Source organism: Streptomyces sp. NPDC088400, from assembly GCF_044753355.1.
In the GTDB taxonomy this organism is placed as follows: Bacteria; Actinomycetota; Actinomycetes; order Streptomycetales; family Streptomycetaceae; genus Streptomyces.
The window spans coordinates 149410-172669 of record NZ_JBIVMZ010000014.1 but is presented as its reverse complement, the minus strand read 5'-3'; the positions used below and the strand labels follow the sequence as shown (position 1 = coordinate 172669).

At 70.5% G+C, this 23260-nt stretch carries 21 protein-coding genes; 10 read left to right on the top strand and 11 right to left on the bottom strand.

From position 1 onward, the window contains the following. Positions 1–78 precede the first annotated feature (78 nt). Positions 79–1188, bottom strand: coding sequence for a GNAT family N-acetyltransferase (locus tag ACIQD6_RS29730; RefSeq protein WP_401888258.1), 1110 nt, complete (start codon positions 1186–1188; stop codon positions 79–81). Between the two features lie 335 nt (positions 1189–1523). On the opposite strand from ACIQD6_RS29730, the gene ACIQD6_RS29725 reads away from it, so the two are divergent. Next, entirely contained in the window at positions 1524–2849 is a 1326-nt protein-coding gene (locus ACIQD6_RS29725) for a cytochrome P450 (protein ID WP_401888411.1), read from the top strand. 243 nt (positions 2850–3092) lie between these two features. Here ACIQD6_RS29725 and ACIQD6_RS29720 read toward each other — a convergent pair whose 3' ends face one another. Further along, positions 3093–3440: a DUF6415 family natural product biosynthesis protein gene (locus ACIQD6_RS29720; RefSeq protein WP_401888256.1), complete on the bottom strand. Its 348-nt coding sequence runs from the start codon at positions 3438–3440 to the stop codon at positions 3093–3095. A 168-nt stretch (positions 3441–3608) separates the two neighbouring features. Here ACIQD6_RS29720 and ACIQD6_RS29715 point away from each other — a divergent pair, with 168 nt between their 5' ends. Then, positions 3609–5042 carry a hypothetical protein gene (locus tag ACIQD6_RS29715; protein ID WP_401888253.1) on the top strand — a complete coding sequence of 478 codons (1434 nt, stop codon included), beginning with the start codon at positions 3609–3611 and terminating at the stop codon, positions 5040–5042. Between the two features lie 68 nt (positions 5043–5110). Here ACIQD6_RS29715 and hutI read toward each other — a convergent pair whose 3' ends face one another. The 4 genes from hutI to hutU are packed head-to-tail and all read right to left on the bottom strand — an operon-like array spanning position 5111 to position 11044. After that, positions 5111–6448, bottom strand: coding sequence for an imidazolonepropionase (gene hutI / locus ACIQD6_RS29710; RefSeq protein ID WP_401888408.1), 1338 nt, complete (start codon positions 6446–6448; stop codon positions 5111–5113). After that, entirely contained in the window at positions 6445–8016 is a 1572-nt protein-coding gene (locus ACIQD6_RS29705; protein ID WP_401888251.1) for a formimidoylglutamate deiminase, read from the bottom strand. The genes hutI and ACIQD6_RS29705 overlap by 4 nt, the downstream gene beginning before the upstream one ends. Further along, positions 8013–9362: an allantoate amidohydrolase gene (locus tag ACIQD6_RS29700; protein WP_401888406.1), complete on the bottom strand. Its 1350-nt coding sequence runs from the start codon at positions 9360–9362 to the stop codon at positions 8013–8015. Before ACIQD6_RS29700 ends, ACIQD6_RS29705 begins: the two co-directional genes overlap by 4 nt. Positions 9363–9385: 23 nt before the next feature. Next, positions 9386–11044, bottom strand: a complete 1659-nt coding sequence (gene hutU / locus ACIQD6_RS29695; RefSeq protein ID WP_401888248.1) for a urocanate hydratase — start codon at positions 11042–11044, stop codon at positions 9386–9388. A gap of 169 nt (positions 11045–11213) precedes the next feature. Here hutU and ACIQD6_RS29690 point away from each other — a divergent pair, with 169 nt between their 5' ends. From ACIQD6_RS29690 to ACIQD6_RS29670, 5 genes are all read left to right on the top strand, one after another. Continuing rightward, entirely contained in the window at positions 11214–12662 is a 1449-nt protein-coding gene (locus ACIQD6_RS29690; RefSeq protein WP_401888245.1) for a diaminopimelate decarboxylase, read from the top strand. Between the two features lie 302 nt (positions 12663–12964). Further along, on the top strand, positions 12965–13546 hold the full coding sequence (locus ACIQD6_RS29685; RefSeq protein ID WP_401888242.1) for a hypothetical protein: 582 nt from the start codon (positions 12965–12967) through the stop codon (positions 13544–13546). 224 nt (positions 13547–13770) lie between these two features. Beyond that, positions 13771–14514 carry a transcriptional regulator gene (locus ACIQD6_RS29680; RefSeq protein ID WP_401888239.1) on the top strand — a complete coding sequence of 248 codons (744 nt, stop codon included), beginning with the start codon at positions 13771–13773 and terminating at the stop codon, positions 14512–14514. 41 nt (positions 14515–14555) lie between these two features. Then, a complete protein-coding gene (locus ACIQD6_RS29675) occupies positions 14556–14990 on the top strand; it encodes a roadblock/LC7 domain-containing protein (RefSeq protein WP_401888236.1) in 435 nt (144 codons plus the stop codon). A gap of 192 nt (positions 14991–15182) precedes the next feature. Continuing rightward, positions 15183–15557, top strand: coding sequence for a hypothetical protein (locus ACIQD6_RS29670; protein WP_401888234.1), 375 nt, complete (start codon positions 15183–15185; stop codon positions 15555–15557). Positions 15558–15686: 129 nt separating this feature from the next. Here the strand turns inward: ACIQD6_RS29670 and ACIQD6_RS29665 are convergent, their stop codons facing one another. The 3 genes from ACIQD6_RS29665 to ACIQD6_RS29655 form a co-directional block, all read right to left on the bottom strand. After that, the gene (locus ACIQD6_RS29665; protein ID WP_401888232.1) at positions 15687–16253 is read right to left on the bottom strand and encodes a hypothetical protein; all 567 of its coding nucleotides are present in this window, start codon (positions 16251–16253) and stop codon (positions 15687–15689) included. Positions 16254–16336: 83 nt separating this feature from the next. Continuing rightward, positions 16337–16543 (bottom strand): DUF397 domain-containing protein, encoded by a 207-nt coding sequence (locus ACIQD6_RS29660; RefSeq protein ID WP_401888230.1) that lies wholly within the window; start codon positions 16541–16543, stop codon positions 16337–16339. Next, the gene (locus ACIQD6_RS29655) at positions 16540–17394 is read right to left on the bottom strand and encodes a helix-turn-helix domain-containing protein (protein WP_401888228.1); all 855 of its coding nucleotides are present in this window, start codon (positions 17392–17394) and stop codon (positions 16540–16542) included. The genes ACIQD6_RS29660 and ACIQD6_RS29655 overlap by 4 nt, the downstream gene beginning before the upstream one ends. A gap of 194 nt (positions 17395–17588) precedes the next feature. Between ACIQD6_RS29655 and ACIQD6_RS29650 the strand changes: the two genes are divergently transcribed. Then, a complete protein-coding gene (locus ACIQD6_RS29650) occupies positions 17589–18014 on the top strand; it encodes an ATP-binding protein (protein ID WP_401888225.1) in 426 nt (141 codons plus the stop codon). Between the two features lie 474 nt (positions 18015–18488). Here the strand turns inward: ACIQD6_RS29650 and ACIQD6_RS29645 are convergent, their stop codons facing one another. Further along, positions 18489–19325 carry a MurR/RpiR family transcriptional regulator gene (locus ACIQD6_RS29645; protein WP_401888223.1) on the bottom strand — a complete coding sequence of 279 codons (837 nt, stop codon included), beginning with the start codon at positions 19323–19325 and terminating at the stop codon, positions 18489–18491. Positions 19326–19398: 73 nt separating this feature from the next. Further along, on the bottom strand, positions 19399–21156 hold the full coding sequence (locus ACIQD6_RS29640; protein WP_401888403.1) for an aromatic amino acid ammonia-lyase: 1758 nt from the start codon (positions 21154–21156) through the stop codon (positions 19399–19401). A gap of 153 nt (positions 21157–21309) precedes the next feature. Between ACIQD6_RS29640 and ACIQD6_RS29635 the strand changes: the two genes are divergently transcribed. Then, a complete protein-coding gene (locus tag ACIQD6_RS29635; protein ID WP_401888221.1) occupies positions 21310–22599 on the top strand; it encodes an ABC transporter ATP-binding protein in 1290 nt (429 codons plus the stop codon). Then, a complete protein-coding gene (locus tag ACIQD6_RS29630) occupies positions 22596–23255 on the top strand; it encodes an ABC transporter permease (protein ID WP_401888218.1) in 660 nt (219 codons plus the stop codon). The genes ACIQD6_RS29635 and ACIQD6_RS29630 overlap by 4 nt, the downstream gene beginning before the upstream one ends. Positions 23256–23260: the final 5 nt, after the last annotated feature.

Sequence of the window (23260 nt, the reverse complement as noted above, 5' to 3'; positions counted from 1 at the left end):
CTCTTCGTGCTCCCCAACGGGTGATCTCGGGCTCCCCAACGGGCCATCTCGTGCTCCCCAACGGGTCATCGCACGGCGTCACTTATCCCGCAGCCGCCCCACCCGGTTCAGCGTCCGCTGTGCGTATCCGGCCAGTCTCGGTCGGCTCCGCACGAAGCTGTGCGCCCGGCGGGACGGCTCCCGGCTCAGCCAGTACAGGGCCGCCCGCGCCCCCGGCCGCGCCGAGGAGCCCTCGTACACCCGTAGCGCGCCGGTCTTGAGCGCGTCCTTGTACTCGGCCGTTCCGCGCCCCAGATCGAGCATGCGGATGCCCTCGGCGGCTGCGGCTTCGGCCATCCGCAGGTGCAGGATCAGGCCCGGCGAGTACTTGGCGAACTCCGGGTCGTACGCCGGGAACCAGCAGGACAGCACCGTGCGCGAGCGCAGCCCGAAGTGCGCGGCGACGGGCCGCCCGGCCACGTACAGCACGGAGAGGACGCCCGAACAGCCCGGCGTACGGGTGGTCGCGAGCTGCCGTACCAGTGCGCTGATCCAGTCCTGGGCGAAGCGGTCGCGGCGGCCGGTCCTGCGGTACTGCGCGGACTTCCACTCCATGAGCGTGCGCAGCGCGGCCGGATCCCGTTCGTCGAAGACGAAGCGGACCTCGCCCGCCTGGCGGCCGAGCTTGCGTTCCTTCGCCGTCGTCGTCCTGAAGAACTTGGGTGACCGGGCGCGCAGGACCGTTTCGTACGCCTCGTACCCCTCCCCGACGTCGATCACCGGGGACTCGAACTCCTCGGCGGCGTCCGGCACGAACAGTCCCTGGCCCGCTTCCAGATTGTCGAACTCCCAGGCCGACAGGGCGCAGGCCCTGAGCAGTTCGGGCGCCGACAGCCGCAGTCCGGAGCGGAACACCGCGCCCTGCGCGTCGGAGACGCCGAGGCCGATGGCCCTGCCGCGCCCCAGCGGGCCGGTTTCGTACGGGAAGAACCCGATGGGCTCACCGCGCGGGTCGCCGGCCTCCCGTACGACGGCGATACGGGCGCCGGGCCGCACGCGGCCGACGGCGCGGGTGAACTCCGGTTCCATGAACGGGTTGGCCGGCGCACCGGATGTGACGCGCAGCGCGCGCCAGGCCTCGGCTTCCGACTCGTTCAGTTCCCCCGGAGTGACCACACGGATGCGTGCGGCACTACGTACATCGTTCAACTCGACCCCCCGGTCGCGTCCCCCCGCGAGCCGGTGTCCCCCACGGCTCACGCTCGAATGGACGGTACCGGTCCCGAATCGTTCCGGAACAGTGCCAGTCGCCCCATCCGGTGACGAATCAGCGAATGTGGTGCGGCGGGTGGGGATCGGAGAGCCTCAGGGGACGGTAGGGGCGGACGTGGCTTTGGCCAATGCGTCTGGAACCACCACTGTCCGAAGGCTCCCGACCGCTCATAGGATCGGCCTTGCCGCGCTCCGGGAGGGAGGTTCCTTTGACCGAGTCATATTCCGCGCCCCACCCCGCGCCTTCCGCACCCCACCCCGCGCCGCCCCGGATGGACCTGCCACGCGGCTGCCCGCACGCCGCCAACGCCGCCCTGCTGGCCGAGGGAACCGTGGCTGAGGTCGTCCTTCCCGACGGCGTACCGGGCATGGCGGTTCTCGGGCACGAGGCGCTGAAGGAGCTCATCGGCCACCCGGATGTCGCGAAGAACGCGCGGCACTTCACCGCACTGCGCGAGGGTCGAATTCCGGACGGTTGGCCGCTGCGGACCTTCGCGACCGTGGCGGGGATGGTCACGTCGGACGGCGAGGAGCACCGACGGCTGCGGTCGCTGACGGGCAAGGCCTTCACGGCCCGCCGGGTGGAGGCGCTGCGGCCGAGGGTCGAGCGGCTGACCGCCGGGCTGCTGGACGGCATGGAGCGGGTGGCCACGGCGACGGACGACGGTGTCGTGGACCTGCGGCAGCACTTCGCGCTGCCGCTGCCGCTGAGCGTCATCAGCGAACTGCTCGGCGTGGACGAGGAGTTCCGGGACCGGCTGCATGTGCTGTCGAACCAGGTGGTGAGTACGGACCTGGGGCCGGAGGAGGTACTGGCCGCCAACCGGGAGATGGTCGCGGTACTGGGCGCGGTGGCGGCCTCTCGTACGCGACAGCCGGGCGACGACCTGACCAGCGCGCTGATCGCGGCGCGGGACGAGGAGCCGGACGCCGGTGCTGACGGCGGTGACGGCGGTGACGGCGGTGACGGCCATGATGAGGGCCGTGAGGGCGTCAGGGACCGGCTCAGCGAGCCGGAGCTGATCGGCACGATGCTCGTGATGATCGTCGCGGGGCATGAGACCACCCTGAACCTGATCACCAACGCGGTCCGCGCCCTGCTCGCCCACCCGGACCAGCTGGACCTGCTCCGGTCCGGCGAGGCCGACTGGGCGGACGCGGCCGAGGAGACCCTGCGCTGGGACAGCCCGGTCAGCTTCTTCCCGTTCCGCTACCCGACCCGCGATGTGACGGTGGACGGCACGCTGATCCCCCGGGGCACCCCGGTGCTGGCGGGATTCTCGGCGGCGGGCCGCGACCCGGCGGCGTACGGCCCGGACGCGGACCGATTCGACGTCACCCGGGGCGATCGGGCCCGCCGGGACGTCCGGGGAGACAGAAGCGGCCGGGGCCGCTTCACGACCCGCCATCTCTCCCTGGGCCACGGCACGCACTACTGCCTGGGCGCACCCCTGGCGAGGCTGGAGACGACGATCGCGCTGAGGCAGCTGTTCACCCGGTTCCCCGGTCTGTCGCTCGCCGTCCCGGAGCAGGAACTTCCGTACAACCCGAGCTTCGTGAGCAACAGCGTGCGGGAACTGCCGGTACGACTGCGGTAGTCGAGAAGCGCGAGCCAGGACGGCAGCGCGAGTAGAGGCGGCAGCGCAAGTAGGGGCGGCAGCGCGAGTAGAGGCGGCAGCGCAAGTAGGGGCGGCAGCGCTGGTCAAGGCGGTGGTCTCGCCCGTATCACCGCGACTCCTGCCCCGGACATGGTCATAGGCGCAGCCCCACGACCAGGGCAAGAGTCAGCCCCAGCGCGCAGACCGAGACCACGAACCACGCCTGTTGCTTGGCCTCCGGCGTCATGGCCGGCGGCGCCCTTCTCGTTCGTGCAGAAAATCCATGAACGTCCTGCACATGCGGGCCAGGGCGCGCATGTGCACCCAGTTCGCCATGGCCCCGCTCCCGGGACCGCTGCCGGTCAGGTCGTACCAGTCCTTCAGCGCACCCGTCGCCCGGACCGAGTGCTCGGCCTCGGGCACCTGCTTGACGACATCGACGAGCCGCGCTCCATGGTCGATGAGCCGGTTGGTGAGATCGGCGATCTCCTGGGGCGGCGGCATCATACGGTGTGGAGCCAGAGCTCTGTCGGCATCCAAGCCGATGACATCAAAGGCGATAGCGTCATATGCCAATGCCTTCGAATGCACGTTTTCCTCTGTGCCTCCGGCTCTATGGTCTGTCACTGTGGTCACCTTGGCCCCCGCTCTCCGTGTGTTCGACGCATACGTAGAGAAAACCGCGTCATTGCCCTCCGCGGGTACCGTGGAGGGCAGGTCTGAGAATGAAAGCCATGAACGCTTGGGGGAGTTAAAAGCATGGCGAGTAACTCACGTAACTCACGCACACCCAATACCGGGTTGGCGTGTCTGCTTGACCAGGCCAAATGGTCTCGCTCCCAGTTCGCACAGATCATCAATCGCATAGGCGCGGAAGCCGGCCTCGAGCTGCGCTACGACCAGTCCGCGGTCTCTCACTGGGTAGCGGGAACCACACCGAAGGAGCAGGTCAGGCCACTGATCGTAGAGGCGTTCTCACGAAAGCTGAGGCGTCAGGTAACGCATACGGAAGCGGGGCTCCCGGTTTCGGTCCCCGCATACGCCACTTCCATCCCGGGCGCCTCTCCGGGCTCCTCGCGCACTCCTGGCGCTCTTGGCTCTTCCGGATCTTCCGGCTCTTCTGGTGTCAACACCTTCGAAGAACTGGTCGACATGGGAAGGGCCGATATGGACCCGTCGCGTCGTAGCTTGATCGCCGCAGGGCTGTTCTCCGCCGCCATTGTGGTACCGCTGTTTCCGGATCTGGCACACGCCGCCACTCCGTTGACCGCTCCACCGGGGAAGCGGACGGTCCGGATCGGCGCGCCGCAAGTACAGGCCGTACGTACGATGACGGACCGAATAGCGGACATCCTTGATGAACTCGGCGGCGGTCACGCGCGCCCTATGGCCGCGGCATTCCTCGTAAACACGGTCATGCCGTGGCTGAAGGCGGAGGCGGAGGACGGCGTACGTGCCGACATGCTGTCCGCGGCGTCCGACCTGGTCTATCTGACCGGGTGGATGGCGATGTACGAACGTGCGCACGGCCTCGGCCAGCAGTACTACCTGAGGGCACTGGAGTTGGCGGGCGCCGCCGAGGATCACGCCACGTACTGCCGGACGCTGCGCGGAATGTCCCTCCAGGCGTCGAATCTCGGCTACGGGAAGCGCGCGCTGGAACTCGCCGACTCGGCCGCCGAGGCCTCCCCTAAGGCCGGGCCGCGCCTACGGGCCTTCCTGTCCGGGCAGCAGGCCCACTCGGCGGCGATGGTCGGCGACAAACGCCAGGCGTTCAACCGGCTCCGTGAGACCGAGACGGCGCTGACGAAGGCGGACAACCGGCGTGAGTCGGTCGGCGGCTACGACCAGACGGCGTATCTGTTCCACATGTCGCATGTGCTGTACGAGTTCAAGGACCTGCCGGGCTCGATCTCCGCGCTCCAGCAGTCCCTGAAGGCGCAGCAGAGGAACGAGCGCCAGGGCCGGGTCCACTTCCTCGCCGTGCTGGCGCAACGCCAGCTGGAACTGGGCCATTTGGAGGCGGCCTGCGGAAGCTGGTGGCAGTTCCTGGACGACTACGAACATGTGTCGTCGGCGCGTGGGGACGAGCACTTCGAGACCATGCGGCGGCGGTTGAAGCCGTACATGAAGACGCTGGCGGTGCGGAAGCTGCGGCCGAAGATCGACGAGGTCGCCGTACTGAAGGGGTGAGGCCGTCCTCTGGAATGAGGAGGGGAGAGCTCGCTCAGCGGACTCGCTTGCTCAGCGGACTTGCCTGCTCAGCGGACTCGCTTGCCGCGTTGCCAGACCGAGGAGACGAGGGGGACGCCCGGGCGGTACGCGAGGTGGACATGGCTCGGGGCGTCGAGGAGGGCGAGGTCGGCGCGGGCGCCGGGGGTGATGCGGCCCACGTCCGAGCGGCGCAGGGCGGTGGCGCCGCCGGCCGTGGCCGACCAGATCGCCTCGTCCGGGGTCATGCCCATGTCCCGTACGGCCAGGGCGATGCAGAACGGCATCGACGAGGTGAAGGACGAGCCCGGGTTGCAGTCCGTGGAGAGCGCGACGGTCACGCCCGCGTCGAGCAGGCGGCGGGCGTCCGGCCACGTGGCGCGGGTGGAGAACTCCGCGCCGGGCAGCAGCGTGGCCACCGTTTCGCTGTTCGCGAGGGCGTCGATGTCCGCGTCGGTCAGATGCGTGCAGTGGTCGGCGGACGCGGCGTCGAGTTCGACGGCCAGCCGCACCCCCGGGCCGTACGACAGCTGGTTGGCGTGGACGCGGGGGTGCAGGCCCTTCGCCCGTCCGGCGGTGAGGATCGCGCGGGCCTGGTCGCCGTCGAAGGCGCCCTTCTCGCAGAACACGTCGACCCAACGGGCGTACGGGGCACAGGCGTCGAGCATCTCGCCGGTGACGAGGGCGACATACGCGGCGGGGTCGTCGGCGTACTCGGGCGGGACGATGTGCGCGCCGAGGTAGGTGACTTCGTCGGTGTGCTCGCGGGCGATACGCAGGGCGCGGGCCTCGTCCTGGGCGGTGAGGCCGTAGCCGGACTTGGTCTCCAGGGTGGTGGTGCCCTGGTGGAGCGCCTCGGTGAGGTAGCGGGCGACGTTGGCGCTGAGTTCGGCGTCGGTCGCGGCGCGGGTCGCGGCGACGGTGGTGCGGATGCCGCCGGCGGAGTAGGCGCGGCCGGACATCCGGGCGTTGAACTCCTGGGTGCGGTCGCCCGCGAAGACCAGGTGCGAGTGGGAGTCCACGAAGCCCGGGACGACGGCCCGGCCACCGGCGTCGACGGCGTTGTCAGTGGCGGGTGCTTTGCTTGATTCACCGACCCAGGAGACGCGGTCGCCGTCGATGACGACGGCCGCGTCCTGGATCAGACCGATGGGGGTTCCGTCACCGAGGGAGGGGTCGTTGGTGACCAGACTGGCGATGTTGGTGATGACGGTGGTGGCGGCGCCGTCAGTGATGGCGGTTCCGTCAGTGGCGGTGGCTGCGTCAGTGGCGGTGGCTGCGTTGGTCGTGGTCATCGCGGGGGTGGTCTCCTTCGGCGGCTTCAAGAGCGTCGTCGGCGGCAGCGGCAGCGGCGTCAGTGGCCCGGGTCCTGGCCTCCCGGGTGTCAGCCGCGCAGCGCCTCGATCGACTCGGCGAGGGACGCGGGCACGTCCGGGATCAGGGCGTGCGCTCCGTCGCGTACGACATGGCGACCGCCCACGACGGTGTGGCGTACATCCGCCGCGGAGGCGGCGAATACGGCGGTCTCCGCGCCGAGTCGTGGCAGCGTGCCCGCGGTCCTGACCGAGTCCAGCGCGATCGTGACGAGGTCGGCGAGCGCGCCGCGCTCGATGCGGCCCGCGTCGGTCCTGCCGAGCGCCGCGTGGCCGTCGGCGGTGGCGGCGTGGAGGAGCGCGGCGGCCGTCCAGTGCCCCCGGGTGCGGGAGCGCAGCCGTTCGTCGAGCTCCATCGCGCGGGCCTCTTCGAAGAGGTCGATCACGGCGTGGCTGTCGCTGCCGAGCGACAGCGGCGATCCCGCGCGCTGGAGGCGGGTCGCCGGGCCGATGCCGTCGGCCAGGTCCCGTTCGGTGGTGGGGCACATGCAGGTGCCGGTGTGGGAGGCGCCCAGCAGGGCGATGTCCTCGTCGGTGAGGTGGGTGTTGTGGACGCCGGTGGTGCGGGCGCCCAGGACGCCGTGGTCGGCGAGGAGACGGGCGGGGGTGCGACCGTGGACGGCGAGGCAGGCGTCGTTCTCGGCGGTCTGTTCCGAGAGATGGACATGGAGGGGGGCATGGCGGGCCTCGGCCCATTCGGCGACGGTGGCGAGTTGTTCGGCGGGCACGGCGCGTACGGAATGGATCGCCGCCCCGATCCGTACGTGGTCGCTGTCCTTGAGCCCCGACGCCCGCTCGGCCCAGGCGTCGGCGGTGCCGTCGGAGAAGCGGAGCTGCTGGCGTTCCGGGGGCGCCCCGCCGCGCCGCTTCGTGATCCCGGAGGCGAGATAGGCGGTGTCGAGGAGCGTGATCCGGATCCCGGCCTCGGTCGCGGCGGCGATCAGGGCCTCGCCCATGGCGTTCGGGTTGTCGTAGGGCGTGCCGCCGGGCGCGTGATGGAGGTAGTGGAACTCACCGACGGAGGTGATGCCGGCCAGCGCCATCTCGGCGTACACGGCGCGGGCGAGTGTGTAGTACGAGTCCGGGGTGAGCCGGGTGGCGATCCCGTACATGATCTCGCGCCAGGTCCAGAAGGTGCCGGAGCCGACCTGGACGGTGCCTCGCAGAGCACGGTGGAACGCGTGGGAGTGGGCGTTGGCCAGGCCGGGGAGGGTCAGTCCGCGCAGGACCGTGGCTTCGGGGGGCGGGGTCTCGACATGGAGACGGATGTCGGCGATCCGGCCGCCGGTGACGCCGACGGCCACGTGTGGCTCGACATGGTTGTCGAGCCAGGCGTGTTCCAGCCAGTACGTGACGTCGTACGTGCCCGGGGCAGCCGGCCCGGCTGCCCCGGCCGGTTCTTCCTGTCCCTGGCGCGCTTCCCTCGCTTCGCGCGCGCCGGGCGGCATGTCGGTGACCTGTGTCCGCCGCGACGCGACGGGCTGCTGCGACGCAACGGTCGGCTCCGGTCCGGCGGTCGACTGCGTGGCAACGGGCGGCTGCGAGGCAACGGTCGGCTGCGATACGGCGGTTGGCTGCGTCATGTGCACGCGAGTCCTTCCAGTACGTCTGCGAGCGCCAGGATCCCGGCCACGCAGTCGTCCTCGGCCGCGAACTCGGCCGGCGAGTGCGAGACGCCGGTGGGGTTCCGTACGAACAGCATGGCGGTAGGGATGGAGCCGGACAAAATACCCGCGTCGTGTCCGGCGCCGGTGCCGAGGACGGGGACGGAGGTGGAAGTGGAGGTGGATGTGGAGGTGGGCTGCCGTCCACCGAGGATCGCGGCGAGTTCGTCGCGCAGGGAGTGCTCGAAGTCGACCACCGGAGTGAAGGACTCCCGTACGACCCGCAGGTCGATACCGGCCCGGTCGGCGGATGCGCGGGCGGCCGTCTCGATCGCGGCGACCACGGTGTCCAGGGTGGACTGGTCGGCGGCGCGGGAGTCCAGCCAGCCACGGACGAGGGAGGGGATGGCGTTGACGCCGTTGGGCTCGACGGAGATCTTGCCGAAGGTGGCGAGTGCTCCGGCGAGTTCCGCTTCGCGGCGGGCGGCGAGGACGGTCTCGGCGTAGCTGAGCATCGGGTCGCGGCGGTCGGCGAGGCGGGTGGTGCCCGCGTGGTTGGCCTCGCCGTGGAAGTCGAACCGCCAGCGGCCGTGCGGCCAGATCGCGGACGCGATGCCGACGGGGTCACCGGACAGGTCGAGGGCGCGGCCCTGTTCGACATGCAGCTCGATGAACGCGCCGATCCGCGCGAGGCGTTCGGGGTCGGGGCCGAGGGTGGACGGGTCGTGGCCGGCGGCCTCCATGGCCTTCGGCAGGGGGATGCCGTCGCCGTCGCACAGTTCGTGCGCCTTCTCGACGGTGAGCTGTCCGGCGGTGAGCCGGGAGCCGACACAGGCGAGACCGAAGCGGGCGCCCTCTTCGTCGCCGAAGTTGGTGATGGCCAGAGGTCTGGTGAACCGCGCTCCCCTGGCCCGGAGTTCGTCGAGTGCGGCGAAGGAGGAGACCACACCGAGCGGCCCGTCGAAGGCGCCGCCGTCGGGTACGGAGTCCAGGTGCGACCCCGTCACGACGGCGTTCCCGGTGAGCGGGTCGCCGAGCCAGGCCCACTGGTTGCCGTTGCGGTCGAGTTCGTAGGTCAGCCCACGGGTCTCCGCCTGCGCCCGGAACCACGCGCGGCAGTCGGCGTCGGCGGCGGTCCAGGCGTAGCGGCGGTAGCCACGGGTGCCGGGGTCGCGGCCGAGGGAGGCGAGGTCCCGCCACATCTCCTGGAAGGAGGCGGCTCGGGGGCGAGGAGCCCGGGGCCGCGCGTTCTGCCCTTGACCGGCCCGCTGGTCGGGCCTTTCGCCGGGCCCTTGACCGGCCCCCTGGCCGGTCCCGTCAGTGATCCCGGGGTCCACCCCGTCGTGCGTCACGCGTCCTCCCGCATCGGGATGCGGACGTCGCGATCCTCGGCGACCGACTCCGCGATGTCGTAGCCCGCGTCGACATGTCGGATGACGCCCATGCCCGGGTCGTTCGTGAGGACGCGGCGGATCTTCTCGCCCGCGAGCTTCGTACCGTCGGCGACGGAGACCTGGCCGGCGTGGATGGAGCGGCCCATGCCGACACCGCCGCCGTGGTGGAGGGAGACCCAGGAGGCGCCGGAGGCGACGTTGACCATGGCGTTGAGGAGGGGCCAGTCGGCGATGGCGTCGGAGCCGTCGAGCATCGCCTCGGTCTCGCGGTACGGGGAGGCGACGGAGCCGCAGTCCAGGTGGTCGCGGCCGATGACCAGCGGGGCGGCGAGTTCGCCGGAGGCGACCATGTCGTTGAAGCGCTCGCCCGCCTTGTCGCGCTCGCCGTAGCCGAGCCAGCAGATCCGGGCCGGCAGGCCCTGGAAGCGGACGCGTTCGCCCGCCAACTTGATCCAGCGGTGGAGGGATTCGTTCTCCGGGAAGAGGTCGAGGATCGCCCGGTCCGTCTTGTGGATGTCGGACGCCTCGCCGGACAGGGCCGCCCAGCGGAACGGGCCCTTGCCTTCGCAGAAGAGTGGCCGGATATAGGCGGGTACGAAGCCGGGGAAGGCGAAAGCCCGCTCGTATCCGGCCAGTTGGGCCTCGCCCCGGATGGAGTTGCCGTAGTCGAAGACCTCGGCGCCCGCGTCCATGAAGCCGACCATCGCCTCGACGTGCCGCGCCATCGACTCCCGGGCGCGCAGGGTGAAGTCGGCGGGCTTCTCGGTGGCGTACGAGGCCATGTCGTCGAAGTCGACGCCCAGCGGCAGATACGCCAGCGGGTCGTGCGCGGAGGTCTGGTCCGTGACGATGTCGACGGGGGCGCCCTCGGCGAGCATGCGCGGGAGCAGTTCCGCCGCGTTGCCCAGCAGGCCGATGGAGAGCGGCCGGCGCGCGTCGCGGGCCTCGGTCGCCAGCTGGAGCGCGTGCTCCAGGCTGTCGGCCTTCACATCGAGGTAGCGGTGTTCGATCCGGCGCTCGATGGCGCGCGGGTCGCAGTCGATACAGATCGCGACCCCGTCGTTCATGGTCACGGCGAGCGGCTGGGCGCCGCCCATGCCGCCCAGCCCGGCGGTGAGGGTGATCGTCCCGGCCAGGGTCCCGTTGAACTTCTTCGCGGCGACGGCGGCGAACGTCTCGTACGTGCCCTGGAGGATGCCCTGCGTGCCGATGTAGATCCACGACCCGGCCGTCATCTGCCCGTACATGGTGAGCCCGAGGGCCTCCAGGCGCCGGAACTCCTCCCAGTTCGCCCAGTCGCCGACCAGGTTGGAGTTGGCGAGCAGCACGCGCGGCGCCCACTCGTGGGTCTGCATCACGCCCACCGGGCGGCCGGACTGGACGAGCATCGTCTCGTCCTGCTTGAGGGTGCGCAGCGTACGGACCATGGCGTCGAACGAGCGCCAGTCGCGGGCGGCCTTGCCGGTGCCGCCGTAGACGACGAGCTTGTCGGGGTGTTCGGCGACCTCGGGGTCGAGGTTGTTCTGGAGCATGCGGAGGGCGGCCTCCTGCTGCCATCCCAGGGCGCTCAGTTCCGTACCGCGCGGTGCCCGTACGGGCCGGGGTCCTGACATGGCGGTGCCTCCTCCGTGGTGTGCCTGCTGGGCGTACCCGTTGCGTGCCTGTCGCGTGCCTGTCGCGTACCTGTTGCGCACCTGTTGGCATTTCTATTCACATCCTGGCCTGATGAATAGATGTAGTCAACAGCTGCGTGGTCGCCCGCCGGATGATTGGCTGACGTTCATGGCTTCGGTTCAGCACAACAGTCAGGGCGGGGAACACGGCACGCGACACGGCGGGGAGCAGGGCACGGAGCGGAGCGCGGACCGTCCCGCCGGGGAACCCACCGCCTCGGCGGTCCGCCGCGACCTGGCCGTGCGCGCCGCCGTGGAACAGGGGCTGATCTCCGGGACCGAGCCCGTCGTCGCCCTCCTCGACGTGGCCGGAATCCGAGCCTCCGCCGCCGCACTCCATACCGCCTTCGAGGAGATCACCGCGCCCGGCACCCCCGTCCTGCACGCCTTCGCCGTGAAGGCCGCGCCCCTCGTACCGCTGCTGCGCCTGCTCGACGCGCAGGGCATCGGCGCCGAGGTCGCCAGCCCGGGGGAGCTGGCCCTCGCCCGCGCGGCGGGCGTACCGGCCGACCGCACCGTCCTGGACTCCCCCGCCAAGACCACCGCCGAACTGCGCGAGGCCCTGGCGCTCGGGATCGCCGTCAACGCCGACAATCCGCAGGAGCTGGACCGGATCGACTCCCTGATGGGGTCAGGACCGCCGGTGAGGTCAGGACCGCCGCGTTCGCCCGTCGGTCTGCGGATCAACGCGCAGATCGGCGGGGGTTCGATCGGCGCCCTGTCGACCGCGACCGCCACCTCCAAGTTCGGTGTCGCCCTGCGCGACGAGGGCGCCCGCGCCTGGGTCGTCCAGGCATACCTGGACCGCCCCTGGCTGACCCGGCTGCACACCCACTCCGGCTCGCAGGGCGTCCCGCTCGAACTCATGGCGCAGGGCGTGCGGGCGGTGTACGAACTCGCCGAGGAGATCAACGCGGCGGCCGGCCGCCGACAGATCGACACCCTCGACATCGGCGGCGGCCTCCCGGTCAACTTCTCCTCCGACGAGGAGACCCCGACCTACGCCGCGTACGCGCGACTCCTGAAGGACACCGTCCCCGGACTGCTGGACGGCCGCTACGGACTGGTGACGGAATTCGGCCGTTCTCTGCTCGCCAAGCACGGCCTGGTCCTCGCGCGCGTCGAGTACGTCAAGTCCGCCGGGGGCCGCCCCATCGCGGTGACCCACGCGGGCGCGCAGGTCGCCACCCGTACCGTCTACGACCCGGCTTCCTGGCCGCTGCGCATCGCCGCGTACGACGCCGAGGGGCGCCCCAGGACGGGCCCCGCCGTGGCGCAGGACATCGCGGGCCCGGCCTGTTTCGCGGGCGACCTGCTCGCCGAGAACCGGCCGGTGCAGCGGCTGGAGCAGGGCGATCTCGTCGCCGCCCTTGACACCGGCGCCTACTACTTCACCAACCACTACGCCTACAACAGCCTGGCCCGGCCCGGCGTCCACGGCTTCACGGAGGCGTCCGGCGGCGAGGTGCGCTTCGCGACCGTACGGGCACCACAGCGCGTCGAGGAGATCGTCGCCGAGTCGGGCGGGGCGTACGCGGACGCGCTGCTGGACGGCTGACCCGAGGTCGGGCGGGGACGGGCGGCGGACCGGGGGACCGGGAGAGGACCGGCGCGGACCGGCCGTGCGCGCGGGCGGGAGAGGACCATCGGCGGGGGCTGCGAGCGCCCAAGCATGTGGTACGTGGACAAGACCCCCACTGAGCGGTCAAGTCCGGCCATTTTCCTACTCGTTGCCCTCGACGGAGGTCATGTTCGGCTGGAAAATGCCAGAACCCCTGTTCCTCGCGCGGACGTTGCGTAACCTCACGATCACAGCCGCACAACAGTGCGCCCGTACGCCCTGCTGGGAGGGGAGTCCGTGTGCCCGGAATCGATGCATGCCTGAAAGAGGCCATGAGCCTGCCAGGAGCGCGCGGTGCGGCGATCGTCGACTGGACGAGCGGACTCGCGCTGGGTACGGCGGGGGAATCACCGAACGGTGACCATGAGGCCACCGCCGCCGAAACGGCCGAACTGGCCAGGGCGGCGGCGGAGTACACGGCATTCGCCCCGGTCGCCACGGTGAGAACCACGGCAACCGCGGCGATGGCGGCGGCGAGAGCCGCCGAGACCGCGACGGCGCAAAGACCCGTCGGCGGCGAAACGGGCGGAACCGGCAACACCAGTGGTACGAGCACCTCGGGCGCCCCAGGTACCCCAGGCGCCCCAACCGCGTCAGCCACCTCAGCCGCCCCAGGCACCGACTCCGCCGGCCGTGACAAAGGCCCGCCCGTAGAGGACCTCATCGTCACCACCCGCACCGGCTACCACATATTGAGCTTCGTGGAGACGACGTTCGACAGCAGCGTCTTCCTCCATCTGTGGCTCGACCGCGACACCGGAAACCTCGCACTGGCCCGATTACGGCTGGGACAGCTCGCCGAACGGCTGGTGCTCGGATGACCGCCCAGGCCTCCCGATCCTCACAGGAGTCCCAGGCCTTACAGGCTTCGCAGGCATCCCAGGCCTCTCACGCCCAGCAGACACCCCAGGACTCGCAGCCACCTCAAGCCGCCCAGTTGTCCCAGGGCTCCCCAACACCCCAGGGATCACCGGCCGCTGAGGTTCCCCACCCGGCGCCCGTTCCGGCTCCGCCTCCGGACCCCCTCCAGTCCACCGTCTCCCCGATGCTCGTACGGCTGGCCGGCGAACGCGCCACCGGAGCCCTCCTCCGCGACCACGGCACGCTCTATCTCACCGACGGCCGCGTCGTGCACGCCGAGAGCCCCGCCGCCCCCGGCATCGACGTCCTGCTGACCGTCGGCGGCCGACTGCCGCGCGCGGGCTGGGAAGAGGCGATCAACCGGGCCGGCACACGCCGCCAGGTCGGCCGGTTCCTGGTCGACAGCGGCCGGCTCCACGACGGTGAGCTGGAGATATGCCATCTGGGCGCGCTGTTCGACGCCGCCTTCTTCGTACTCGCCCAGGGCAGTGGCCCGACCCGGTTCCGGTCCGGCGTGGCGCACTGGATCGGTCCCGTACGGCCCGTGTCCACGACGGCCGTCGAACGCGAGACCCTGCGCCGGCGCGAACTCCTCGACCAGGTCTGGCCGTACGCGGCCGTCGACACCGCGCCCGTGGTGACACGAAAACCCGCGCCCGGCCAGGCGGTCACACGCAGACAGCGCGCCCTGCTGGAACTGGCGGACGGCGTACGCACCCCGGTGGCCATCGCCTGGGCCCTGGGCCGCCCCGCGTTCCACACCCTGCTCGATGTCCGGCGGCTGGCCGCCGCGGGACTGGTCGAGACACCCGACGAACCGGTGGCGGCCACGCCCGCGACGGTTCCCTCCTGGGTCGCGACGGTTTCGGCCGACCCGGACATCGCCCTGTTGCGCCGGCTCCGTGACGCCCTGGAGGCAAGCCTGTGACTCTGACTCCCCGCGACCCCCCGGGCCCTCGCAGAACCGTCATGAGGCGCGCTCTGCGGCAGCGTGCCGAGAGGAGACTGCTGATGACCGCGGAACCCGATGTACTCGGTGAACTCAGGCGCCTGCGGGCCTGCCTCCCCCAGCTCACCGGGGCGCTCGCGGCCAGTGCCGACGGTCTGGTGCTGGCCCAGGACATGGCCGATGTCGAGGCCGAAGGGGTGGCCGCGCTCACCGCCGCCGCGCTGGGCGTCTCCCTCCGGCTGACGGACGCCACCGGCCAGGGCGGATTCCGGGAACTGCTGATCCGGGGCGAGCTGGGCTATGTCGCCACGTACGCGGCGGGCTCGGCGGCCGTCCTGACGCTCCTGGCCGAACCCCGCATCAACGTGGGACGGCTGCATCTGGAGGCCCGGCGGTCCAGCGCCCGGATAGGTGAACTCGTCGACGGCGCTCTCGAACGGCTGGAGAACGCCTGAGCCATGGCTCCTCCCCCGCCTCCGAAGGCCCCGCCTCCGAGGCCCCCGTCCCCGAAGCCCCCGGAATCCCCGACTCCACCGGCCTCTTCGCCCGCTCCTCCCCGTACACCCCGTACGCCGCGGACACCACGCACCACCCGGGCGTCCGGAACTCGCCGGACCCCCACCAGATCGAAAGGAAGTGCGACATCCATGGCCAACACCGAAGCCGCTCTCAAGGAAGCCACCACCGTCATCGAAGGGGCCCTGGGTGCCGCCCTCGTGGACTACTCCAGCGGCATGGCCTTAGGCACGGTCGGCGGGAGCAAGGATCTCGACCTGGCGGTGGCCGCCGCGGGCAACACCGATGTGGTCCGGGCGAAGGTCCGCACGATGGAACTGCTCGGCCTCAAGGACGAGATCGAGGACATCCTGATCACGCTCGGCAGTCAGTACCACTTGATCCGGCTGCTCAAGGGGCGAGGAAACAACGGCCTGTTCCTCTATCTGGCGCTGGACAAGCGGCGGGCGAACCTGGCGATGGCCCGCCACCAGCTGATGAAGATCGAGGCCGCGCTGGAGGTCTGAGCGGGCGAGGCACGTCGCGGCGGGACGGTCCCGAGCCGGACCGGGAAGGTCTTGAGCGGGCGTACGATCCCGAGCCCGACCGTCAGGGTCAACTCCCCGTCAACCACTGCCGGTTCAGCACCCCGTGGTTCAGCGGCGGCGCCGTGCCCCGCCCGGCACGGCGTCACCGGCCCCGAGGCCCGTGGTCCGATAGCCCTTCACCCGCTTGCCGACGGGCTGCCCGGATCCGGCCCAGTCGGTACGCACCCACAGCAGCGCCTCGTCCCGGCGCTCCCGGCGGCCCAGCCACGCCGACTTGAGCCACAGCCCGACGCCCGCACCCGCCAGGGCCGGGCCTCCGGCGGCGGGCAGCGCGAACGAACTTCCCACGGCGACGAGGAACCCGGCCAGCAGCCACCAGCGGTGGGCCCGCCGCCAGTTCCGCAGGGTCACAGCACGGTCCTGGAGGAAGTCGAACTTCCCCGCCCGCGTGGCACCGTCCGCCCACGCGCTGTACCTACGGCGCCGCACGAGCGCGACGACGGCGGCGCACACCACAAAGAGGGCCGCCCCGGCCCAGACGCCGATCCTGCGGCCGGTCAGTCCGGGCGGCAGGACCCCGATACCGGTGGCGAGAACCCCGAGCCACCACAAGGGGACCGCTCCGGCCCGTACGACCACCGCCACCCGTGCCAGAGACTGCCCGCCGCGACCCACTACCTGCCTCCTCAGCCGTCGAAGCCGTGTCGCGGCGAAGGGTAATGGCGCTCTCTGAGGGTTCCCTTAAGTATCGGGAAGTATCAGGCGGACAGGGCACCGGAGTTGACGGCGTTGACGAACGCCTGCCAGGACGCCGGCTCGAAGACGGCGGCACCACGTGAGCGGTCCTTGGTGTCACGGACCGCCTGACGACCGGAGGACAACCGGCCACGCTCAACGCAGCCGTTGTCGCTGCCACTGTGGGTGCTCTTGTGCCAGACCGCACCATCGAGGGCGTCAGAACTCACGATCCACTGTCCTTGATGAGATCTCTGAGGTACTTCTCGGACGCGGACGGCGAGAGTGCCGCGGCGGTGAACTCGTCCCACACGCGCGTATACACCTGAACGTCAGCCCGCTGCTCCAACAACGTACCACCGGTGGCATGTTCCAACCATGTGACATCGATCGAGGGTTCACCGCGCAGCGAAAAGAGCGTGAACGGTGGGTACTGCTCAGCGGGGGTCGCCGCGTCGAGCGGCAGGATCTGGATGTTGACGTTGGACCGATCCCCCATCTCCAACAGATATTCGAGCTGCTCCCGGACCACTGACCGCGACCTGCTGATCCGGTGCAGCACAGGCACATCGATGATCGTGCGTAGCGTGAAGTCCAAGTGGGCGTCGAGGAGTTCCTTCCGCTTCATCCGCGTCTCCACGAGGCGGGCAGCCTTCTCAGCCGGGTGGCGTGCCTCGAAGACCTTCCGCATGTACGCCTCGGTCTGGAGCAGCCCGGGAATCACCGCCGGGTCATACTCCCGCACCAACTCCGAGTCCGCCTCCAGCGTCAGGTAGTCCCGAAGCGTGTCATGCAGCAAGGGCCCTTGGCTGCTCCACCAGTCCACCTTGTGGATCTCCTTGGCGAGCCGCCTGATGCTCGCCACGTACGCCACATCATCGATCTCGTAGAAGTCCAGGAGGACCGTCAGGTCCAGCGGCCTTATGCCCCGCTTGCCGTTCTCGATCTGCGAGATCTTCGGCTGGCCGCACTGCAACTTGTCGGCGATGTCCCCGACTTTGTAGCCCCTCTCCTGACGGAGTCGCTTCAGCTCGTTGCCGAGCCGCCTACTGCGCATCGTGGGCATATCCCTTTGGTCCATGGCGACATGGTTCCGCGACCGCCCTCCGACTGACCGCCCTTCGGGCCACCCTTCACTCTCAAGCGTGAACGCATGGGAATTACTTGCCCAATTACAACTTCACCGGACACCATCGCTCCGTAACGCGGCGCACCGACCCGGTGACTCGCCGTTGCCTACCGTGCTGCCCATCCGGCAGCGGCCCAGGAGGAGCCATGGCGAGCGTGGCCGGGATCGAACGGGAATTGCGCCTCAGCCTCACCGTGCAGCCTGCGGAGTTGGGCCGTATCCGGCGTGACCTGGTGGAACGGCTGGACATGTGGGGTTGCGCGGCGGTCCGTGACGACGCCGTGCTCGTCGTCATAGAGCTGCTGACGAACGTCCACCGGCATGCGGGCGGCCGTTGCGAACTGCTCGTCAGACCGGTCGAGCCACTCCTCCTCATCACGGTCAGCGATCCCGTCACGGTCGAACCGGCCCGGCGGAAGATGTCCGGTACCGCCGAGGACGGCCGGGGGCTGATCTTGATCGATGAACTGACCGAGCACCGGGAAACCGTGCTCACCGCCACGGGCAAGGACATCAGGTGCTTTCTGCGAGTCCCTCCGACGCCTGCCAGGAGTCCCCACACGCAGGAGTGAATCGCAGTCCGATCACCCTCGCCGGACGAAGAGTCCGGACCATGATTCGAATCCCGCCGGCCAAGGGAGTTCTGAGATGGCATGGATCTGCCCAGGGTGCAGTAGGCCCGACGCAATCGCCTACATCGAGAACGAGGACGGTCTGCACCCGTTCCCCTGTCTCTTCTGCAACCACTCGGTTTCGAACGGTGGGGGCCGTTCCGCAGTATGGGCATCTCGTCCGTGCGGAACGATGGAGTGCCCGGGAGTGGTCAGGGATCTGTATACCTACTCGCCCCGCGCCGGGCTGACCGAGGTGGCGCGATTGCCGTGCGGTGAGTGCGAATCACACAGGAAACGCCAGGCGTTGCCCTTTGCCTCAAGTGCCTCAAGGCCGCGAGAACACTTCCTGCCCGACCCCCGGCTGTAACGGCTGCAAGGGCTGCAAGGGCTGCAAGGGCTCCCGAGCAGACATCTGGAAACCGGCGAAAGCCCCTACTCCACGAACAGCCCCCGTGCCGCCGCCCGCGCGTCGAACTCCTCCAGCCGGACCTGAGCGTCCGGCAGCCCGTCGCACATCGCCTCCAGCAGCACCCGCCCCAGCAGCATCGGCGAGCACGCCGTGTCGAAGGCGAGGCCCGTGCCCACCGCTGCCGGGATCAGCAGATCGCTGTGCGCGGCGACCGGCGCGAACGCCGAGTCGGCGACTGTCACCACCGTCAGCCCGGCCGATTGCGCGTAGGCCAGCGCCTCCACGACCTCCTTGGGGTGGCGCGGCAGCGCGAAACAGAGCAGCGCACTCGCGCCCGCGTTCCTGGCCGTGTCGATCCGGTCGAGGAGCATCGTGCCGCCCTCGTCCAGCAGTCGTACGTCCGGATGGACCTTGGCCGCGAAGTACGCGAAGCCGCGCGCCTGCGCGGAGGCGGCGCGCAGCCCCAGGACCGGGAGCGTCCGGGAGGCGGCGAGCAGCCGCCCGGCCCGTTCGACCGGACCGGGGTCGGCGAGCAGTTCGGCGAGCTGCCGCAGGTTCTCGATCTCGCCCTGTACGGCCTGCTGGTACTCGTTGTACGTGGACTCCCCCGCCGCCGGCTCGGCCGGTGCGACCTCCCGGAGGTGCTTACGGAGCGCCGGGTAACCGTCGAAGCCGAGGGCGACCGCGAAGCGGGTGACGGACGGCTGGCTGACTCCGGCCAGCTCCGCCAGTTCGACGCTCGACAGGAACGGCGCGTCGGCTGCCTGCCGCACCATGCTGTGCGCGATGCGCCGTTGGGTGGGGGTGAGCCGGTGGCCCTCGAAGAGCTGCTGAAGCCGGGCAGCGGGGCTGTCACTCATGCGCTCCCCCTGGCCGGATCGTTCGTCACATCGGTGGTCACATCGGTGGTCACGTCACTCGCCGCATCAATCGTCATCGGTCGTCACGTCGGTTGTCACGTCGGTTGTCATCGGTCGTCACATCGGCCATCGGATCTTCGTCGTACGCGCCACCGTCCATCACCTCGGTGAACCGGTCGAGCAGCGCGGCAGCCGCCGTCACATCATCGGTCAACGGCCGGTCGATGACCTCTTCGTCCAGTACGGTCTCGGCCAGCGCGAAGGCCCGGCCGACCGGGAGACCCGGCTCCGGCCGCAGCCCGCGCTGCCTCAAAGCCCTTACGGCAGCGACGAGTTCACAGCCGACGACCAGACGGTACGCGCTCGCCACGCGCAGCGTCTGGCGCGCGGCCAGCGAGGCGAAGCTGGCCTGCTCCTCCACGCCCCGGGAGAGGACCGCGTGCCCGAGGGAGGCGGGCGCGGAGTAGGCCCGCAGATCGCCGAGTGCCGCTCCGGCCGCGTACTCCAGGATCATCACGCCCGAGCTGGCGGGCTCGGCATCGGCGAGGAAGGGCCGCAGCCGGGTGAAGCCGGGCTCGTTCAGGGCGGAGAGCCGGGAGGTGGACAGCCGGGCGGTCTGTACGAGCGAGAGCCTGAAGTGGTCGAGGGCCAGGGCGATTTGGGCCAGGTAGAAGCCACCGTGGTGGTACGCGGCGGGGATCGGGTCCAGTTCCGTACCGGGGCGGATCAGCGGGTTCTCGGCGGCGGCGTTGATCTCGACGGCGAGGGCGCTCTCCAGTGTGTCGGCGGCGTCGCGTGCCGGGCCGTGGATCTGCGGGACGCAGCGGAACGCGTACGGGTCCTGGATCCGGCCGAGCGGCGGCCCCGGCCGCTCGGGGGCGCCGAGGATCGCGCGCATGTCGGCGGCGACGGCGTACGAACCGGTGTGCCGACGGGCGGCGTGCACGGGTTCCGCGAACGCCTCGTACGAGCCGTCGACGGCCAACAGCGAGAGGGCGGCGACCACTTCGGTGGCGGAGACGAGCCGACGCAGTTCGTGCAGGGCGAGCGCGGCCTGGCCCAGGGTGAGGGCGTTGCTGCTGATCAGGGCGAGGGCGTCGTTGTTGTCGAGGGGCTGCGGCGCGGGGGCGCGCCCGCCCTGCCCGCCCTGACCATCGCACCCGCCGTGCCCGCCATGACCATCGCACTCGCCGTGGCCACCGTGGCCGTCGCACTCGCCGTGGCCACCGTGGCCGTCGCACTCACCGTGGCCACCGTGGCCGTCGCACTCACCGTGGCCGTCGTGACCGCCCCGCCAGGGGTGTTCACCGGCGAGGGCGAGACCCATCTGGGAGAGGGCCGCGATGTCGCCCGTACCGACCGAGCCGAATTCGTGCACCAGCGGGTACGCGCCGTACTCCAGCGCCTCGCAGAGCGCGGTGACGACGGTCGGTCGCAGCCCTGCCCCGCCCGCCAGCAGCTGGTTGGCCCGTACGGCGAGCATGGCGCGGACCTCGCGGGCGGGCAGCGGCTCGCCGATGGCCCCGGCGTGGCTGCGCAGCAGGCGCAGTCCGTGGTCGGCGGCGGCCTCGGTGGGGACGGCCTCGGTACGGTTGGCGCCGACGCCGGTGGAGCGTCCGTACACCCGGCCCGAAGCGGCCAGCTCGCGCGCGACGTGCCAGGACTGTTCGACGCGCTTCATGGCCTCGATGCCGGGTACGGGACGGGCGGTGCCGTCGGCCAGCCGTACGACGTCGGTGACCGGGAGGCTCTGTCCGTCCAGCACGACGGTGTCACTGCCGGCACTGACACTCGGGGCCGCGACCGGCGGGTCCACCATGTGGGACGACATCATGCGCGAACGCCTCCTTATCGGACGCTACGTCTTGCCCTGCGGCCATCCGTAACCAGTGATTTACCCCGGGGCATTGACAATCTATTCAGCCACCAAGAACTCTGCATGACTATATGCAGCCAGGCAAGGGACGCGGGCAAGGGACGACTGATGATCACATTCGACGCGGTGAACAAACGCTTCCCCAACGGCACCACAGCGGTCCACGACCTCACGCTGGAGATGCCCGAGGGCGGCATCACCGTCCTGGTCGGCTCCTCCGGATGCGGTAAGACGACCACGCTCCGCATGATCAACCGCATGGTCGACCCGACCTCCGGCACCATCCGCCTCGGCGGCCGGGACATCCTGGAACAGGACGCCGCCGAACTGCGGCGCGGTATCGGCTACGTCATCCAGCAGTCGGGCCTCTTCCCGCACCGGACGGTCCTCGACAACATCGCGACCGTCCCGCTGCTGCTGGGCTGGGGCCGCAAGAAGGCCCGCGCGAGGGCGGCCGAGCTGCTGGAGACGGTGGGGCTCGCGGCGGACGCGGGCAAGCGCTACCCGCACCAGCTCTCCGGCGGCCAGCAGCAGCGCGTGGGCGTGGCGAGGGCGCTGGCCGCCGATCCGCCGGTGCTGCTGATGGACGAGCCGTTCGGCGCGGTCGACCCGGTGGTACGGACCCAGCTCCAGGACGAACTGCTGCGCCTCCAGAAGGAGTTGAACAAGACCATCGCCTTCGTCACTCATGACATCGACGAGGCGGTACGGCTCGGTGACCGGATAGCCGTGTTCCGTACGGGTGGCCATCTGGTGCAGTGCGCGGCGCCCGCCGAGCTACTGGCCCGCCCGGCGGACGCGTTCGTCGCGGACTTCCTCGGCGCGGAGCGCGAGCTGAAGCTGCTGTCGCTGACGACGCTGGCGGAGGTCCCGACGCAACGGGCGACGACGGTACGGGAGGACGAGCCGGCCCCGGTGCGGGACGACGGCCCGCACCTGGTCGTATCGGCCCGGGATGAACCCCTCGGCTGGCGCGACCGGGACACCCCGCCCGGCGGCCCGCTGACTCCCGTACGCCCGCTGCGCGACACGGACTCGCTGCTCGCGGCGCTGAACGAGTCGATCGCGTCCCCGGCGGGCCTGATAGCCCGGGTCGACGCCGACGGCGTACTGACCGGGGTCACGTCACGCGAGGCGATCCACGAGCACGCGGGCCGCAGGCACCAGGAGGCCGCGCGGGCGGGCAGGCCGGCGCAGGCGGACGAGGCGGCACAGGCAGACGAGGTGGCGCAGGCAGACCCGGCAGCACCGACCGCGCGCCTTACCAAGTCCTCGGGCCCCTCCAAGTCCTCGGGCCCCTCCACGCCCGAAGGCCCCTACACGTCCCCAGCCCCCTCCACTCCCGAAGGCCCTTCGACGTCCGAGGATCTCCCCAAGCCCGAAGGCGCGGCCTCATGACCATCCAATGGTCGTGGATATCCGACCACGCGGGCGATCTCGCCACCCTCACCCTCTCCCACCTCCAGGCCGCCCTCACCGCCGTACTCCTCGGGCTGCTGATCTCCCTGCCCCTGGCCGTCCTCGCCCACCGGGTCCGCCCGTTGCGCGGCTTCCTGCTCGGGCTCGCCAACGTCCTGTTCACGATCCCGTCGATCGCGGTCTTCGTCCTCCTGCTGCCGGTCTCCGGACTGACCAGGACCACGACCGTCATCGGCCTGACGATCTACACGCTCGTCGTCCTGCTGCGGAACACCGTCGAAGGACTCGACTCCGTACCGGCCAAGGCGCGCGAGGCGGCCGTCGCCATGGGCACGCGCCCCCTGCGTACGCTCCTCACCGTCGAACTGCCCCTCGCGCTCCCCGTGATCATGGCGGGCGTACGGATCGCCACCGTCATGTCGATCTCGCTGGTCAGCGTCGCCACGTACATCGGTGACGGCGGCCTCGGCCAGCTCTTCACCGACGGCTTCCAGCGCAACTTCCCCACCCCGGTGGTGGCCGGTGTCGTCCTGACCCTGCTGCTCGCGCTGGTCGCGGACGCGCTGCTCGTCGCCGTGCAGTACGTGCTGACCCCCTGGACGCGGCGGCGGCATTCACAGCGTGGGAGGGCCTGACCCGA

What these genes read in the sequence shown, in the direction of transcription:
- hutU (WP_401888248.1), bottom strand. Translation starts at nt 11,044, where the DNA reads ATGTCAGGACCCCGGCCCGTACGGGCACCGCGCGGTACGGAACTGAGC.
- ACIQD6_RS29670 (WP_401888234.1), top strand. Translation starts at nt 15,183, where the DNA reads ATGGCCAACACCGAAGCCGCTCTCAAGGAAGCCACCACCGTCATCGAA.
- ACIQD6_RS29725 (WP_401888411.1), top strand. Translation starts at nt 1,524, where the DNA reads ATGGACCTGCCACGCGGCTGCCCGCACGCCGCCAACGCCGCCCTGCTG.
- ACIQD6_RS29690 (WP_401888245.1), top strand. Translation starts at nt 11,214, where the DNA reads ATGGCTTCGGTTCAGCACAACAGTCAGGGCGGGGAACACGGCACGCGA.
- ACIQD6_RS29715 (WP_401888253.1), top strand. Translation starts at nt 3,609, where the DNA reads ATGGCGAGTAACTCACGTAACTCACGCACACCCAATACCGGGTTGGCG.
- ACIQD6_RS29650 (WP_401888225.1), top strand. Translation starts at nt 17,589, where the DNA reads ATGGCGAGCGTGGCCGGGATCGAACGGGAATTGCGCCTCAGCCTCACC.
- ACIQD6_RS29655 (WP_401888228.1), bottom strand. Translation starts at nt 17,394, where the DNA reads ATGGACCAAAGGGATATGCCCACGATGCGCAGTAGGCGGCTCGGCAAC.
- ACIQD6_RS29645 (WP_401888223.1), bottom strand. Translation starts at nt 19,325, where the DNA reads ATGAGTGACAGCCCCGCTGCCCGGCTTCAGCAGCTCTTCGAGGGCCAC.
- ACIQD6_RS29635 (WP_401888221.1), top strand. Translation starts at nt 21,310, where the DNA reads ATGATCACATTCGACGCGGTGAACAAACGCTTCCCCAACGGCACCACA.
- ACIQD6_RS29630 (WP_401888218.1), top strand. Translation starts at nt 22,596, where the DNA reads ATGACCATCCAATGGTCGTGGATATCCGACCACGCGGGCGATCTCGCC.
- ACIQD6_RS29675 (WP_401888236.1), top strand. Translation starts at nt 14,556, where the DNA reads ATGAGGCGCGCTCTGCGGCAGCGTGCCGAGAGGAGACTGCTGATGACC.
- ACIQD6_RS29680 (WP_401888239.1), top strand. Translation starts at nt 13,771, where the DNA reads ATGCTCGTACGGCTGGCCGGCGAACGCGCCACCGGAGCCCTCCTCCGC.
- ACIQD6_RS29705 (WP_401888251.1), bottom strand. Translation starts at nt 8,016, where the DNA reads ATGACGCAGCCAACCGCCGTATCGCAGCCGACCGTTGCCTCGCAGCCG.
- ACIQD6_RS29640 (WP_401888403.1), bottom strand. Translation starts at nt 21,156, where the DNA reads ATGTCGTCCCACATGGTGGACCCGCCGGTCGCGGCCCCGAGTGTCAGT.